Origin of the sequence: Brevibacterium marinum, assembly GCF_011927955.1 — a bacterium.
GTDB lineage: Bacteria > Actinomycetota > Actinomycetes > Actinomycetales > Brevibacteriaceae > Brevibacterium > Brevibacterium marinum.
Window position 1 is genome coordinate 1,442,537 of the sequence record NZ_JAATJN010000001.1, and the last position, 15,113, is coordinate 1,457,649.

Consider the following 15,113-nt stretch of genomic DNA (forward strand, 5'->3'; position numbering starts at 1 on the left):
AAGAACTCCAGCAGACACCACCGCCGGGGACCGACACGGAAAGCGGGCCGCTCGAAAGGCGCTCACGGCGCGAACAGTCGAGAGTTCGCAGCCTCGACCTCCGAATACTGCGCGGCCGCGGTATTGAGTGCTCCGTGGATCGATTCCAGCGATTCGAACAGCTGTTTCTGCGCACTTTCCCATTCGTTGATGACCGTCTGAAAGTTCTGTGCCGCACTTCCCTTCCAACACTCCTGGAGGGCCAGAAGATTCCTCAGCATCGTGTTGGACTCCGCGACGAGGGTGCGGGAGGTGCCGGCCGTGGCCGTGGCGGCCGATGACACGCGTTCGGCGTCGACTTCGAAACTCATGATCTCTCCTGAAAGCAGATTGCCTGGGCACACTCCAGCATCATGGTTCGCAGGCCGGCGCGGTAGCGCGGAAAAGGAGGGTGTGGACGGCGTTCGGCCATCCACACCCTCCTGGCACATGAGTCAGTGCCTCATCCACGGCAATGCGCGCTCGAGTCGGCGGCTCGCCGCGCTCGTCGACTACTTCAGCACCAGTGAAGCCTTCAGCGTCTGCTCCTGACCTCCGCGGACCACTGTGAATTCGACCGGGGTGTTCGTCGGCTGGCCACGGACGAGTGCCTGCAGGGCGATCGCGTTGTTCACCTTGGTCCCTGCCACGGAGACGATGTCGTCACCGTCCTTGAACCCGGCTTTGTCGGCCGGGGACCCGGACTGCACCGACTGGACCTTTGCGCTGCCGCGAGTGGTCCCTCCGCTGTTGATCTGCCCGTCCGTGAGCGTGATTCCGAGGAAGGGGTGCAGAGCCTTGCCGCTCGAGATGAGCTGGTCGGCGATCATCACGGCCTGCGAGGAGGGGATGGCGAAGCCGATGCCGATCGATCCCGACTGGCCGCCTTCGCCGGCCTGGCTGAGCGAGGCCGCCGCCGAGTTGACGCCGATGAAGTTGCCGTCGCCGTCCACGAGCGGACCACCGGAGTTGCCCGGGTTGATCGCCGCGTCCGTCTGGATGGCGTTCGTGATCGTCATCTCCTTCTCCTGCGAGCTCGCGTCCTCTCCGATGTTCTCCGTCGACACCGGGCGGTCGAGGGCGGAGACGATGCCTGTGGTGACCGAATCCGCGAGGCCGAGCGGGTTGCCCAAAGCCATCACCGGATCACCCACCTTCATCTCCTTCGAGTCGCCGACGGGCAGCGGGTCGACATCGTCGGGAACCTTGTCCAGTTTGATGACGGCGATATCGGTCGAGGGGTCGCGGCCGACGATCTCGGCCTTCGTCGTTCCCCCGTTCTTCATCGTCACACCGATCTCACCGTTGGGAGTGTCCGCCGGTGCCACCACATGGTTGTTCGTGATGACGTGTCCCTGGTCGTCATAGATCGCGCCCGAGCCCAGCCCCTGCACCTGACCGTTGGCGCCGACCTGGATGGAGACGACGGCCGGGGACGTCTTCTTCGCAACCTCTGTCCAGTCCGGGGTCTCGATGGTCTGATCGGCGACCTTGCGGGGCTCTTCACCGCCCAAGGCGCTGACTGCATAGGACCCGCCGAAGGCCGCGGCTCCTCCCAGCAGGGCCGCGATCAGGGCGATGGCGATGGTGGCACTCCACCCTGGTCCTCGCTTCTCCCGCCGAGGCGGTGCTTGGCCCCCGTACGGCCCCGGGCCACCGGGCCCGTAAGGTCCGTTCGGATCGCCTGGGCCACCGGGGCCGTAGGGAGCATTGGGATCGCCTGGGCCGCCGGGCCCGTAGGGAGCACCTGGACCACCCGGACCGTTTTGCCCACCGGGGGCGTACGGGCCACCTTGGCCGTAGGGGCCATCGACGCCATAGGGAACGCCCGGACCAGCTGGGGCACCGGGGCCGCTGGGGCCACCCGGAGCGGCAGTGCCGCCCGGACCAGCTTGGGCACCCGGACCGGCAGGGTCGCCGGGACCGTTCGGCGCGGATTGGAAGCCTGTGGTGCCGGACGTGGGAAACCCACCCGAATCCGGCGGATTGCCCATGTATCCGATAGCTGCGCCGGCGCCCTGACCGGGACCTTGACCAGCACCCTGACCAGCGCCCTGACCGGGACCTTGACCGGCGCCCTGAGCAGATGGGCCGCCGAATGAATTCGCGTCGGCCTGGGAGCTGCCGGTCTGCGTCCCGTAGCGAGGCTGTCCCTGTCCCGCATCCACAGGAGGTTGAGCACGAGTCGGCTGCATCGTGGGCGGCTGTACATCGGGTCCATCGCCGTGCCCCGGTCCAGCGCCGCCTCCGTGTCCAGTGCCGTCTCCTTGTCCCTGGTTGCGGCCGGGTTCGGGTGGGGAGGGCGGAGCGACGGGTGGGCTGACGCGGGCGGGACCGTTCGAGCCGTCTGGGAAGGTGCGCGGCACCTCCGCGGATCGACGAGGGACATCCGCGGAGGTGCGGGTCCCCTCGGCCGAGTTGCCGGGGACGCCTGAGGAATCGCGTGAGCCTTCGGTGGGGAACGTCCGGGAATCCTGTTCACCGTGCCGCCCCCGTTCGTCGGGGTTCCTGCCCTGGTTGTTGGGGTCGTTGGTGCTCATCGCTCGTCCTTTCGTGCGTCCGGAGCGCTGTCGTCAGTTTCTGAAATGGGCAGGTCGATGCGGAACGTCGCGCCTCCGCCCGGTGTCTGGTGCACTGTGATCGAACCATGGTGGTTCTCCACGATCGCCTTGACGATGGAGAGACCGAGGCCCGAACCTCCTGTATCGCGCGTTCTGGAGACGTCGAGACGGTAGAATCTCTCGAAGATCCTCGGAACGACCTCGGGATCGATCCCTTCGCCGTGGTCGCGGACTTCGAACCTCACCCGTCCATTGGGGAATCCGCGCAGGGAATCATCGACGGAGATGGATCCGGCCGCCGTCATGTCAGGGACGATGCCGGCCGGCTCCGAAGCGTCGGTCTGCTCGTTGCCGTTCGAGTCGCCTCGGCGGAAGATGCGGACGCCACCGGTGACGAAACCGCGCTCGCGTGACTTCTCCTTCGGCACCGCCCTGTTCGCGCCGGTCTTGGACTCGCTGTCGTGACCACCGGTCGAATCCGTCGACTCAGCGCCCGCCACGGCGGTGTCGCCGACGACGCCGACAGCGAACTCGATGGCGGCGTGCTCGGGGGTGTGGCGGACGGCATTGCCGGCGAGATTGACGATGACCTGGCGGATCTTCGACTCCGATCCGCGGATCATCGGCACCGGTTGGGCGTCCTCCCCGTCGAGTCCGATGAAGCTGACGTCCCGATCCGGTGCCTGGGCCGCGGCATCTGCGGCGGCGTCCCGGGCGATTCTGTGGAGGTCGATGGGACCGATCTCGGCCGGGCGCTGCTCATCGAGGCGCGCGAGGACGACGAGGTCGTCGACGAGAACGCCCATGCGTTTGGCCTCGGACTCCATGCGTTCCATGGCCGCCCCGATGTCATCGGACTTCGTGATCGCACCCTGCCGATAGAGTTCGGCATAGCCGCGGATCGTAACCAGCGGTGTGCGCAGTTCGTGCGAGGCGTCGGAGACGAACTGACGGATGCGCTTCTCCGATCGGGTCTGGCCGTCGAAGGAGTCCTCGATCCGACCGAGCATCGTGTTCAGGGCCCCCGAGAGGCGACCGAGCTCCGTGTTGCGGGGGAAGGTCGGGACCCGCTGGCTGAGATCACCGGCGGCGATCCGCGAGGCGGTCTTCTCGATGTCGCGCAGCGGACGGAACGTGTTGTTGATCGCCCAGTACCCGACGCCGGCCACCATGGCCAGAGCCAGCAGCCCGATGCCGATCATCGTGTTGCGGGCACGCTCGTTGATGTTGTCGATCTCGCGGTCGAAGGGCACTGCGATCGACACGAGCACATCCGTGTTCTGAACTTTCATCGCCCGGGCCCGCCATTTCGAGCTGGTCCCGGCGACGGTGAATGGCTGGCCGGCGCGGTCGTAGACCTGCGACTCGTTGATCGTCGGCAGGATCGGCCGGTTCTGCGGCTCGGGAGCCACCGGGTCGCTGATCGGCTTGCCGTCGGTGTCGTAGAACTGGACGTAGAAGCCTCCGGGCAGCAGTCCCTTGAGCTCGTCCCAGGAACTCGAATCGATCGTCGTCGACGTCTCGGTCGAGGACCCCGAATCCTCGCCCTCGTCACCCGGAGACGTCGATTCCAGCTGGGCAGGCTGGAACACGTCCTGATAGGCCTGCTTCGCGAGGGTCTCCGAGGCATTGATGAGTCGGTCATCTGTGCGTTCGACGAGACTGTCGCGAAGGTTCTCGAGCACCCACGCGCTCGTTCCCGAGAGGACGAGCAGCATGAGCAGCATCATGATGGCCAGCAGTTTGGTGGTCAGCGACCATTCTTCCCAGAAGCCGGATCGGGTGGGACGGGATTCTTTTGCCACGTGAGTAATCTAGTGCCTGAGCTTTGAGATCTACTTGGATTCCGGTGTGCGCAGCATGTAACCCACCCCGCGCTTGGTCTGGATCATCGGAGTCCACTCCATCTCGACGGGATGCCCGGCGGCGTCGGTCTCCGGTGTGACGTCGATCTTGCGACGCAGGTAGGAGATATAGGACTCGACGATTCCGGTGTCGCCGCCGAAGTCGTACTCCCAGACGTGGTCGAGGATCTGAGACTTCGAGAGCACGCGGTTGGTGTTGAGCATGAGGTAGCGCAGCAGCTTGAACTCGGTGGGGGACAGATCGATGAGGATCCCCGAACGACGCACCTCGTGAGTGTCGTCATCGAGTTCGAGATCGCCGGCCATGATGACGGCGTTCTCCTCGTCCTCGAGGCTGCGGGTCCGACGCAGCACGGCGCGGATGCGGGCGACGACCTCTTCGAGGCTGAACGGCTTGGTCACGTAGTCATCGCCGCCGACGGTCAGACCGGTGATCTTGTCCGAGGTGTCATCACGGGCGGTGAGGAACACAACCGGAGCGTTCATGCCGATCTGGCGCAGGCGACGCGTGACGGTGAAGCCGTCCATGTCCGGCAGCATCACGTCGAGGACGAGAAGGTCGGGGCTGGTCTGCTCGGCCAGGCGAAGTGCCTCGGCACCGTTGGCGGCCGAGACGACGTCGAAACCGGCGAAGCGCAGGCTGGTCGACAGGAGTTCGCGGATATTGGGCTCATCATCGACAACGAGGAGTGTGGCTTCGATGTCGGTATCGTTTGGTGTAGTCATGGGTCCAGTCTGAAGCTCAACCCTGAGAGTGAGTTGGCAGATTACTGAATACGATTGTGATTCAAGTCACTGAAAAACTCTCAGGAAAGTGGTTTGAATGTCGAAATGACACCGACGCGCTCAGGAAAGGCCCTGCAGAGTCAGCGATATCGGTGCTAGCGCACATTTGGTGCACAGGAACAGCCTCCGCCGAGGCGGTGCTGTCGTGGGCTCGGCGCGACGTCGTGATCGGATTGAGATGGTTTCGCCGCCGGACCGTGATTGCTCGTGAGCCTGAGTGCTCAGGGGTCTGTCTGACGGGCACGGAAGGCTGCCACGTGCGTCCGGTTCGCGCAGTTGCCGGTATCGCAGAAGCGCTTCGAGCGATTGCGGCTGAAGTCGGCCAGGTAGGCGCTGCAGTCCTGGGCGGCGCAGCGCCCGAGTCGATCGAGGTCCCCGCTGCGGATGAGGTCGATGAGCACGAGGGCCACATCGGCAGCGACCCGATCGGCCAGGCCGGCCGATTGGCCAACGGCATGCAGGTGCCAGTCCCAGCCTCCATGCTTGACCAGCTGCGGCAGGGCCCGGGCTCTGCGGAGTGTGAGATTCACCTCTTCCACGACGCCCTCCTTGCCCGATTCGACCTCGGCCTCCGTTACCGCGTCGATGCTTGCTTCGAGGACGGCGGTGAAGCGTTCACGCAATTCGCACGCCGAGGCGACGTCGGACTTCGTGGCCTTCAGGGGGCCGGAGAAGTCGTGCCGAGCCGCGAATCCGCGGAGTCCGGCGGTTGTGGTCAGCTCATCTCCCGCCTCGGCGATGGTGCCGGAGGTGTTCAGCAGGTCGACGAGCATGGCCAGGTTCGAGCGAATGTCGTTGGCGATAGTCATGATGGACGACATTCTGCCACATTATGTAAGGACCAAAGTGCATTTGACCCATTTCACGATGATGCGAAATACTGCATTCGACAGGGGGTCTGCGCCTGAAGTCTCGGCTGATCCCCATGGCCGAATCGCGTGTCCCGGGCGCTTTGCAAACCACACATTGCGCACCGCAGACCGCGGTCGCGTCGAACCACGCGTACGTCCTCACTTCACATCCGCACACGACAACCGCCTCGGCGAGGGCCTGCGTTCACCTCGCCTCTCCCACACATCACCGCGCCCGCGGGCATCTCATCATCAGCACACAGCACTGGAGGTCAGGAATGAATCGCACAATCGTCATGGGGTTTCTGCTGACTCTTGCCTCCGCGTTCTTCTTCGCGGTCTCCGGCCCGATCGCGAAGACGATGTACCAGACCGGGTGGACGCCCGGCTCCGTCGTGCTCATCCGCCTCGCCGGCTCCGCCGTGCTGCTGCTCATCCCCAGCCTCATCGCCCTGCGCGGACGCTGGGACGAGGTGCGCGCCGACTGGAAGACCGTGCTCACCTACGGTCTGGTGTCGATGGCCGGGGTGCAGGGATTCTACTTCGTCGCCGTCGAACACCTCACAGTGGCCGTGGCCCTTCTGCTCGAGATGACGGCGCCGATGCTCATCGTGTTCTGGATCTGGGCGCGCACCCGGACCCGCCCCGCGACGGTGACCTTCATCGGAGTGGTGGTCTCGATGATCGGGCTCGTCCTCGTCCTCAACCTCCGCGACTCAGACATCAGCGTCTTCGGCGTGGTCATGGCACTCGCTGCCGCGGTCTGCCTGGCCAGCTACTTCCTCGTCTCCGCGAAAGACTCGATCAACGTTCCGCCGGTCGCGCTGACGGGGCTGGGCATGGGCATCGGTGCGGTGGTGATGTCGGTCATCGTGATGGTGGGAGTCATGCCGGCCGGAGCCGTTGCCGCCGACGTCGACCTCGGCGGATACAAGGTCTCCTGGATCCTGCCCATGGCGATGATTGTCGTCTTCACCGTCGGTGCCTACATCACCGGCATCCTCGGCCTGCGCTACATCGGTGCGACGGTCGGCTCCTTCGTCAACCTCGTCGAGGTGCCGTTCTCCGTCATCGTGGCCTGGCTCATCCTGTTCGAGCTGCCGGCACCCATCCAGCTCTTCGGCGGTGTGTTCATCCTCGGCGGCGTGGGCTTCATCAAGTGGGGCGAGGCGCGCCTGGCCCGCCGCGTCGCCACCCGCGAGGTCGTCGTCACCTCCGAGGAGCTCACCCCCGTCTGAGGGGCGCGCCGCAGTCCGAGGAACTCGCCGCCGGCTGAGGGACGCGGCTGATAGCTTGAGCCCATGGGCCACATCGAAATCAATGACGTCTCCTACACCCTGGCCGACGGAAGACTCCTGCTGAATTCCGTGTCCTTCCGCGTCGGCGACGGCGTGAAGGCCGCGCTCATCGGTGCCAACGGGGCCGGGAAGACGACACTGCTGAGGCTGCTGACCGGGGAAATCGGCCCGGATGAAGGGGTCGTCTCCCACACCGGCAGCGTCGGCCTGATGCGGCAGTTCATCACCGCCGACACCATCGCCGAGGCGCTCGAGGATTTGGCACCGAAACCCGTGCGTTCCGCCGCCGCCAAGGTCCGCGCCGCCGAGGAGCGGCTGCTCGGCCCCGACAGTGGTCGACAGCGGTGCAGATGGCCTATGCCACCGCCTTGGGCGAATGGGGTGAGGTCGGGGGCTACGAAGCCGAGGTTCTATGGGACACCTGCACCACCTCGGCGCTGGGAATGTCCTTCGATCGCTGCCGGGATCGGGCGATCTCCGCGCTCTCGGGCGGGGAGCAGAAGAGACTCGTGCTCGAGGCCCTGCTGCGCGGGCACAACGATGTCCTCGTCCTCGACGAACCGGACAACTTCCTCGACGTTCCGGGCAAGCGCTGGCTCGAGGAGCAGCTGCGAGTCACCGACAAGAGCGTGCTCTTCGTCTCCCACGACCGGGAGCTGCTGGCTCAGGCGGCGACGGAGATCATCACGCTGGAACTCTCCGCGGCAGGCAACACCGCGTGGGTTCATCCGGGAGGCTTCTCCAGCTACCACGAGGCGAGAACGGCGCGGTTCGAACGGCTCGAGGAGATGGGCAAGCGCTGGGACGAGGAGCACTCCAAGCTCAAGGCCCTCGTCCAGATGTACAAGCAGAAGGCCGCGTACAACTCGGACATGACCTCCCGCTACCGGGCCGCGCAGACCCGGCTCGAACGCTTCGAGACCGCCGGACCGCCGCAGGCGATTCCGCGCGAACAGAACTTGGGGATGCGACTCAAGGGCGGACGCACCGGCAAGGTCGCGATCGTCGCGAAGCAGTTGGAGCTGACGGACCTCATGCTGCCCTTCGACGTTGAGATCCGATATGGGGATCGGGTCGCCGTCCTGGGGTCGAACGGTTCGGGAAAGTCGCACTTCCTGCGTCTGCTCGCCGCCGGGGGAACCGACCCCGAGCCCGAGCACCGGCCGGTCTCCGACGTCGAAATCGCCCCGGTCGAGCACGAAGGGCGGGTGAAGCTCGGGGCCAGAGTCCGTCCGGGCTGGTTCGCGCAGACACACGGCCGGCCGGATCTGCATGGGCGCACACTGCTCGACATCCTGCACCGGGGCGATGAGCACCGCAGCGGACTGCCCCGTGAACCGGCCTCGCGAGCGCTCGCCCGCTATGAGCTCGCGGGCGCTGCGGAACAGGCCTTCGACTCGCTGTCGGGCGGGCAGCAGGCGCGCGTGCAGATCCTGCTCCTCGAACTCGCGCGCGGGTGCCACGCTGCTGCTGCTCGACGAGCCCACGGACAACCTCGACCTGGTCTCGGCCGAGGCTCTGCAGGATGCCCTGGCGGTCTTCGACGGCACGGTCCTCGCCGTCACCCACGATCGCTGGTTCGCCCGGGACTTCGATCGGTTCCTGGTCTTCGGCACCGATGGCGACGTCTACGAGTCGACGACTCCGGTGTGGGACGAGGGGCGTGTGGTGCGCACGCGCGGATGAGCAGCAGCCATCCCGGCCATCACGTCTGACTCCTGGCAACCCTTCGGCCGTCGAGCAACCTGAAAGGTGAGATCGAAAACGGCCAGCAACCTTCAGGGCGTCGAGCAACCTGTACTCGGGTTGCTCGACGCTCTCAAGGTTGCTGAGCTGCAGGTCGAGGGTCGCGTGAGCCCTCAGCGGACCTCGATGTCGTAGCTGTAGCCCTGCTCGGTGAGGAAGCGGCGGCGCTGGGCGGCGAAGTGCTCGTCGACGGTGTCGGCGGCGACGACGGTGTAGAAGGTCGCGGAGCCCGAATTCTCCTTCGGCCGCAGGATCCGCCCCAGGCGCTGAGCCTCCTCCTGCCGGGAGCCGAAGGCGCCGGAGACCTGGATCGCCACCGAGGCGGCCGGCAGATCCACGGAGAAGTTCGCGACCTTCGAGACCACGAGCACCGGAATCGCACCCGAGCGGAAGTCGCGGAAGAGTTCCTGACGCTGCGATTCCGGGGTGTGGCCGGTGAGCACGGGAGCATCGAGTTCGGCCCCGACCTCCTCGAGCTGATCGAGGTACTGCCCGATGACCAGGATCTGCGCCTCGGGGTGGTCGGCGACGAGCTCGCGCACGATCGGAAGCTTCGCATCCGAGGTCGCCGCCAAGCGGTAGCGGTCCTCACCGTCAGCACGCGCATAGGCGGTGCGCGTTCCGCCGTCCAGACGCACCCGGACCTCGTGGCAGGCGGCAGTGGCGATGTAGCCCATGCGTTCGAGCTCCTTCCACGGCACCTCGTACTGCTTGGGTCCGATGAGGGAGAACACCTCGTCCTCACGTCCGTCCTCACGCACCAGGGTGGCCGTGAGCCCGAGCCGCCGCCTTGCCTGCAGGCTCGCGGTCAGGCGGAAGATCGGTGCGGGCAGGAGGTGGACCTCGTCGTAGATGACGAGTCCCCAGTCCTTCGCGTCGAGGAGTTCGAGGTGGAGGTAGGAGCCCTTGCGGCGGGTCGTCAGCACTTGGTAAGTGGCGATGGTGATCGGGCGGATCTCCTTCGTCGACCCGGAGTACTCGCCGATCTCGTCCTCGGTCAGCGAGGTCCGGTTGAGGATCTCGTCCTTCCACTGCCGGGCCGAGACCGAGTTCGTCACGAGGATCAGCGTCGTCGTCTGCACCCGCGACATCGTGGCCACGCCGACGATGGTCTTGCCCGCGCCGCAGGGAAGGACGACGACACCGGACTCTCCGCTCAGGGACTGGTCGATCGCCTCCCTCTGATACTCGCGCAGGTGCCACTTCCCGCCGTGGGCGTCGTCGGACAGTGCGATGTCGTGGGCTTCGCCGTCGACGTATCCGGCATGGTCGGAGACGGGGTGGCCCAGCTGCAGCAGTGCGTGTTTGAGCTCTCCGCGCTCCGAAGGGTGGACGAGCACGGATTCGGCGTCGATGGCCTGGCCGAATTTGCCCACGAGGTCCGGTTGGCTGGTGAGGCGGGCCAGCAGCTCGGTGTCGCTCGAGGTCAGGGTCAGCCCGTGGACCGGGTGGTCGACGAGCGTGAGCACCCCGAAGCGGTCCATGATGTCGACGATGTCGACGAGCAGTTCGTGGGGCACCGGGTACTTCGCGAACTCGAGGAGGACGTCGACGACGGACTCCGCATCATGACCGCTGGCCCGCGCGTTCCACAGCCCCAAGGGGGTGATCGTGTACGTGTGGATGTACTCCGGTGTCCGCGAGAGCTGCGCGAACGGGGCGATCGCCACGGCCGCGTCGACGGCCATCGGGTGTCCCGATTCCAACAGCACAGTCCTGTCGGACTGCACGATCAACGGACCGTTCATGTAGATTCCTGCTTCTTCCCACGCCGAGGTGATTTCCGAGGGGACAACGCACGTGCCCTCAGGATTGTTCCTCCACCCCGTCGGAGGCTTCGTCGACCACATCGACACTGACGATGCGCGCGATCGACAGGGACGCCTCGGCGCCGGTGGACTTCACCTTGCCCCGCACACGGCCACCGTTGACGGTGGCCGGGAGCATGTCGATGACGCGCTCCTGACCATGCGAATCGGCGAGCCTGATCGTGACCGTCCGGTGCTGTTGGGCGGCTTCCCGGAGCCGATCCATGTGCCCGAGCGGCTCGTCGGTGCTCGCGGCCGGCGTCGGGCGGGCAGCGGGGGAGCGGAGGATGCGGATGTACTCGCCGAGGTGCTCGTCGGTCACGCGTGCGCGTTTGCGCAGGTGCACCTCCGGGGCCGCCTGCGTGATGACCTTGCGCTTGCGCACGGGACCGGAGGGGGAGTGGAGCATGGCGTGGTGTTCGGCGGATTCGAGCAGGTGCATCGTGCGCTCGGGGCCCAACTGGCCCACGGCCACGGTCGGGGCCAGTCGGTCGAGGCCGGCGGGCAGCATGGCCTGGTCGGAGAGGATGACGTCGAGGTCGACCGGGTCGTCGACGACGAGGACGGCCCGGGCGCCTGCGACCTGCACGCGGCGCAGCTTCGAGGCCGTGTTCTCGATGAGGAAGTTCAGCGTCGAGGGCAGGGCCTCGGCGCTGATCTCGGCGAGCTGGGCGAGGGCGTCGTCGGCGTTGATGCCGGTCTGCATGCTCGCTTCGATGGTGTCGGCGTCGATGCGGTACACGGTGCCCTGCCCGCGGGCCTCGACGACGGCGAACCGGCGCAGGATACGATGGACCCTGGGATCGATGGGGCCGGTGGCCACGGCGGTGAGATCGGATTGGATGAGGACGGTCTCGACCTCGTCGACGAGGCCGGCCCGGACGGCGTCGATGACCTCGCCGGGCACCTCGAGGCCCTCCATGCTGAAGTTCACGGGCGCGATCGACGGGTCCTGGGCGGCCTCGGTGCTCATCGCGGTCTGCAGACCCTGGGCCAGAAGAGCCCCGAACCGACTGGGCCCGAAGTGATCGGGATTCTGCAGCGGGGTCGTGGCCAGACCGAACGCTCCGGCGGTGTGGAGGATCGCCTCGGTCATCGCGAACTCGTGGGCGGGGATGAGCGGACGTGTGGCCAGCACCTGCGCGTGGATCCACTCGGCCGACCGGGAGGATCCGAGCCCGATGCCGTCCAGGATCTCGAGGATCGTGAAGCGCAGCAGCGGCATCGTCGGCTGGGACTGGCTGAACCCCCTGAATAGGGACTTCTTCGGAGTCGCAAGGACGGTGAGGCGTTCGTTCGCGCTCGCCCCGGCCGCGAGCTGGGTGACGTCGAGGGGGTCGCGCAGCCAGGAGGTCACCAGCCCGGCCCAGAGCTGTGCCCGGTCGTCCTCGAGGACGCCGGCCGCGTCATCGCTGGCCGTCCACTGGGGGTCCATCGGGTCGTCGAGGACGCCGATGAGGCCCAGCGACTTCGCCGTGAGCAGCAGGGTGATGGTCTGCTCGAGACCCAGGTCGATGGTCTTCCCGATCCGGGTGACATCGCGTTTCGAGATGCCGCCGCTGGTCAGGCGGGAGATCGGGGAGCTCGCCAACTCGTCGACGAGTCCGCGCAGGGAGGAGATCACCTCGGCCACGGCGGCGCGTTCGCTGTTGTGGATCAGCGTCGTCGGAATCGTCTCGCGGCTCGCGTCGAGTTCGGTGTTCGCGGTCTGCCAAGGGTTGGCGCGGGCGGATTCGGCCGCCGAGGTGGGCAGCAGTGTGATGGCCTCGGACTGGATCCGCCAGGTGGTCTCCGTCGACGGCCATGCCAGGCCCAGGTCGCGCAGTCGGGGGAGAGCCGCCTCGGCGCGGGCATCGTCGATATGACGATTCTCACTTACGTCGATGTCCGACGAGGTGCGTGCGGCCTTGGCCATGTCGATGAACACATCGAGCTCGGCGGCGGACAGTGCTTCGATGCCCCGGGAGACCCCGATGCGCGAGGAAGCGGCCGCGGCCAGGGAAGGGATCGTCGGAGACTCGGGTTGGAGGAGATCGCGACGGGTCCGGACGAAGGACTCGAAGTCGGTATCGGCACTGTGGGACAGCCATTGGCTGAAGGTCATTGACATCGCTGCTCAGTTTACCGTGAGGGGTACAATAGGTGGTCGGAAGAGCTTCTCAGATCGCGGAAAGGACGAGCATTGTCAGCCAAACGTGTCGACACGACCATCGTCGTCGTGGCCGTTGCGGCCGCCGTCATCGGGGCGGTGTCGCTGATGGGCGTACTGGGCCAGGCCTGGATGGGATACGCGCCCTCGCATCTGCTGACGTATCTGCCGATGATCCTCCTCCCGATCGCATTCGCGCTCGTCGCGCTGGCCCTGGTCAGAGCGGCATTGAAACGCAGACAGACCGAGGTGGGCCAGAGCTGAAACCCGGCCGCGGGCGCTGTCACGCTCACCTGCACATCCGCTGAGGCGAGGGCCTCGCTGCGGATCGGGTGACTGGTCGGCGCCGGGCACACTCCCAGCGGCGCGGCGCTTCGCCGTTGTTCGCCCCATCGCAGGCAGTGCGCACGGTCGCAGGCCGTTTGAACGGTCGCCGGGCGTTCGCACGGTCGTCGGACTGCCGAGGACCGGACGGCTGCGGCCGGGGCTCTCACCCGGCGAATCCTCCGAGCAAGCACCTGACTCGGATGCGGCCGGAGTCGGCACATTGCGGCGCACCGCGGCACAGACGCTCGGCCGTCGGCGAGATCGGTGAAGCGGACAGTGACGGAAGCGGACGCCGGGCCCCGCACCACCGATGAGATGTACTACTGATGAGACGACCACTGATGACAAGCACCACTGAGGAAAGGACATCATGCCAACCGGACGCGTGAAATGGTTCGACGCCGACAAAGGCTTCGGCTTCGTCATCGCCGAGGACGGATCGCAAGCCTTCCTCCACTCCTCGGTCCTGCCGGAGGATGCGGAGGTCACCAAGGGCACACGGCTCGACTACGATGTGGTCGAGTCCCGTCGCGGAGCCCAGGTGCTCAAGGCCCGACTGCTGTCGGGGCCCGCGAAGGTTGCGAAGGTGCGCAGACGCAAGCCCGAAGAGATGGCGGTTATGGTTGAAGACGTCATCAAGGTATTGGATGACCTCAACAACGGACTGCAGCACGGCCGCTACCCCGATTCCTCACACGGAAACAAGGTAGCCTCTCTGTTGCGGGCAATTGCCGACGATTTGGAGTCCTGATGTCATCACTGTTCAGTGATTGGTTGGCCGGCCAGGGTGCCGAGCCGACGAACGACCCTGCGCCCGCCGCGGACGCACCGTCTGCAGATGCCGCACCGTCCGAGGTGACTGCTGGGTCGGCTGCCGACTCGGGCCGCTCCGCAGAGACGACGGCGGCCCCGGCGAAGCCGGCCAAGGCCGCACGGGCGGGTTCGGACAAGATCGTCCTCGACACGCAGCTGGCCGCGGCCAGCGACATCGCCAGGTCCGCCATCGCCGAGGTTGCCGGCAGCTCCGTGGTCGGCGAGCACCTCGGCGCCCTGGCAGAAGGCACCCGCCTGGTCACCCACTATTTCGCGTGCACCGATCCGACCTACCGCGGTTGGCGCTGGGTCGCCGTCCTCGCCCGGGCACCCCGGGCGAAGAAGGTCACGGTCTGCGAAACCGCGCTTCTGCCCGGGCCCGATTCGCTGGTCGCTCCCGAATGGGTTCCGTGGGAGCAGCGGCTCGAGCCCGGCGACCTGACCCCGCGGGACACCCTGCCCAAGGTCGAGGACGATCCGAACCTGCAGCAGGGCTTCGAGCAGCTCGAAGAGACCTCCGACGGCAATCTCGACGAGATCCCGAATTTCGAGTTCGGACTCGGCCGCCGCCGGGTCCTCTCGCCCGAAGGGATCTCGGCCGCCGCCTCCAGGTGGGCCGAGTCCGAGACCGGAGCGGAATCGGAGTTCGCGGCCAAGGCCTCGGCGCACTGCTCCAGCTGCGGCTATCTCATGCCCCTCGCGGGATCGCTGAGACAGAAGTTCGGCGTCTGCGCCAATGGGTGGTCCCCGGCCGACGGCAAGGTCGTCGCACTCGACTTCGGCTGCGGAGCGCATTCGGAGACGGACGTTCGCCGCCAGGGCACGGATCCCGCCGAGGCCGTCGTCGACGACTACTCAGCCGGCGAACTCGAGTTCCAGGAGGGCTGACAC

Annotated in this window: 11 protein-coding genes and 1 pseudogene; 5 read left to right on the plus strand and 7 right to left on the minus strand. The window is 66.5% G+C overall.

Annotated elements, in window-relative coordinates; translation table 11 throughout:
• Positions 1-62 precede the first annotated feature (62 nt).
• The 5 genes from BKA07_RS06280 to BKA07_RS06300 all read right to left on the minus strand — a co-directional run bounded on the left by BKA07_RS06280 (position 63) and on the right by BKA07_RS06300 (position 6,039).
• Entirely contained in the window at positions 63-350 is a 288-nt protein-coding gene (locus BKA07_RS06280) for a WXG100 family type VII secretion target (RefSeq protein ID WP_167950138.1), read from the minus strand.
• Positions 351-530: 180 nt separating this feature from the next.
• Complete coding sequence (locus BKA07_RS06285; protein ID WP_167950139.1) at positions 531-2,558, minus strand: S1C family serine protease; 2,028 nt, start codon at positions 2,556-2,558, stop codon at positions 531-533.
• Positions 2,555-4,384 (minus strand): ATP-binding protein, encoded by a 1,830-nt coding sequence (locus BKA07_RS06290; RefSeq protein ID WP_167950140.1) that lies wholly within the window; start codon positions 4,382-4,384, stop codon positions 2,555-2,557. The genes BKA07_RS06285 and BKA07_RS06290 overlap by 4 nt, the downstream gene beginning before the upstream one ends.
• A 30-nt stretch (positions 4,385-4,414) precedes the next feature.
• The gene (locus BKA07_RS06295) at positions 4,415-5,170 is read right to left on the minus strand and encodes a response regulator transcription factor (protein WP_167950141.1); all 756 of its coding nucleotides are present in this window, start codon (positions 5,168-5,170) and stop codon (positions 4,415-4,417) included.
• Between the two features lie 281 nt (positions 5,171-5,451).
• A complete protein-coding gene (locus BKA07_RS06300; RefSeq protein WP_167950142.1) occupies positions 5,452-6,039 on the minus strand; it encodes a CGNR zinc finger domain-containing protein in 588 nt (195 codons plus the stop codon).
• 320 nt (positions 6,040-6,359) lie between these two features.
• On the opposite strand from BKA07_RS06300, the gene BKA07_RS06305 reads away from it, so the two are divergent.
• Positions 6,360-7,319 (plus strand): EamA family transporter, encoded by a 960-nt coding sequence (locus BKA07_RS06305; protein ID WP_245161864.1) that lies wholly within the window; start codon positions 6,360-6,362, stop codon positions 7,317-7,319.
• 63 nt (positions 7,320-7,382) lie between these two features.
• Positions 7,383-9,065, plus strand: a pseudogene (locus BKA07_RS06310) (ATP-binding cassette domain-containing protein).
• 173 nt (positions 9,066-9,238) lie between these two features.
• Here BKA07_RS06310 and BKA07_RS06315 read toward each other — a convergent pair.
• Positions 9,239-10,873 carry a DNA repair helicase XPB gene (locus BKA07_RS06315; protein ID WP_167950143.1) on the minus strand — a complete coding sequence of 545 codons (1,635 nt, stop codon included), beginning with the start codon at positions 10,871-10,873 and terminating at the stop codon, positions 9,239-9,241.
• Between the two features lie 58 nt (positions 10,874-10,931).
• Complete coding sequence (locus BKA07_RS06320) at positions 10,932-13,043, minus strand: helicase-associated domain-containing protein (RefSeq protein ID WP_245161865.1); 2,112 nt, start codon at positions 13,041-13,043, stop codon at positions 10,932-10,934.
• Positions 13,044-13,115: 72 nt separating this feature from the next.
• On the opposite strand from BKA07_RS06320, the gene BKA07_RS06325 reads away from it, so the two are divergent.
• The 3 genes from BKA07_RS06325 (at position 13,116) to BKA07_RS06335 (ending at position 15,110) form a co-directional block, all read left to right on the plus strand.
• Complete coding sequence (locus BKA07_RS06325; RefSeq protein WP_167950144.1) at positions 13,116-13,346, plus strand: hypothetical protein; 231 nt, start codon at positions 13,116-13,118, stop codon at positions 13,344-13,346.
• A gap of 433 nt (positions 13,347-13,779) precedes the next feature.
• Positions 13,780-14,160 carry a cold-shock protein gene (locus BKA07_RS06330; RefSeq protein ID WP_167950145.1) on the plus strand — a complete coding sequence of 127 codons (381 nt, stop codon included), beginning with the start codon at positions 13,780-13,782 and terminating at the stop codon, positions 14,158-14,160.
• Positions 14,160-15,110, plus strand: coding sequence for a DUF3027 domain-containing protein (locus BKA07_RS06335; protein ID WP_167950146.1), 951 nt, complete (start codon positions 14,160-14,162; stop codon positions 15,108-15,110). Before BKA07_RS06330 ends, BKA07_RS06335 begins: the two co-directional genes overlap by 1 nt.
• The last annotated feature ends 3 nt before the right edge of the window (positions 15,111-15,113 follow it).

Excerpts from the sequence above, each read along its gene's own strand:
- BKA07_RS06280 (WP_167950138.1), bottom strand. The coding sequence starts at position 350 with ATGAGTTTCGAAGTCGACGCCGAACGCGTGTCATCGGCCGCCACGGCC.
- BKA07_RS06285 (WP_167950139.1), bottom strand. The coding sequence starts at position 2,558 with ATGAGCACCAACGACCCCAACAACCAGGGCAGGAACCCCGACGAACGG.
- BKA07_RS06295 (WP_167950141.1), bottom strand. The coding sequence starts at position 5,170 with ATGACTACACCAAACGATACCGACATCGAAGCCACACTCCTCGTTGTC.
- BKA07_RS06300 (WP_167950142.1), bottom strand. The coding sequence starts at position 6,039 with ATGACTATCGCCAACGACATTCGCTCGAACCTGGCCATGCTCGTCGAC.
- BKA07_RS06305 (WP_245161864.1), top strand. The coding sequence starts at position 6,360 with ATGAATCGCACAATCGTCATGGGGTTTCTGCTGACTCTTGCCTCCGCG.
- BKA07_RS06315 (WP_167950143.1), bottom strand. The coding sequence starts at position 10,873 with ATGAACGGTCCGTTGATCGTGCAGTCCGACAGGACTGTGCTGTTGGAA.
- BKA07_RS06320 (WP_245161865.1), bottom strand. The coding sequence starts at position 13,043 with ATGTCAATGACCTTCAGCCAATGGCTGTCCCACAGTGCCGATACCGAC.
- BKA07_RS06330 (WP_167950145.1), top strand. The coding sequence starts at position 13,780 with ATGCCAACCGGACGCGTGAAATGGTTCGACGCCGACAAAGGCTTCGGC.
- BKA07_RS06335 (WP_167950146.1), top strand. The coding sequence starts at position 14,160 with ATGTCATCACTGTTCAGTGATTGGTTGGCCGGCCAGGGTGCCGAGCCG.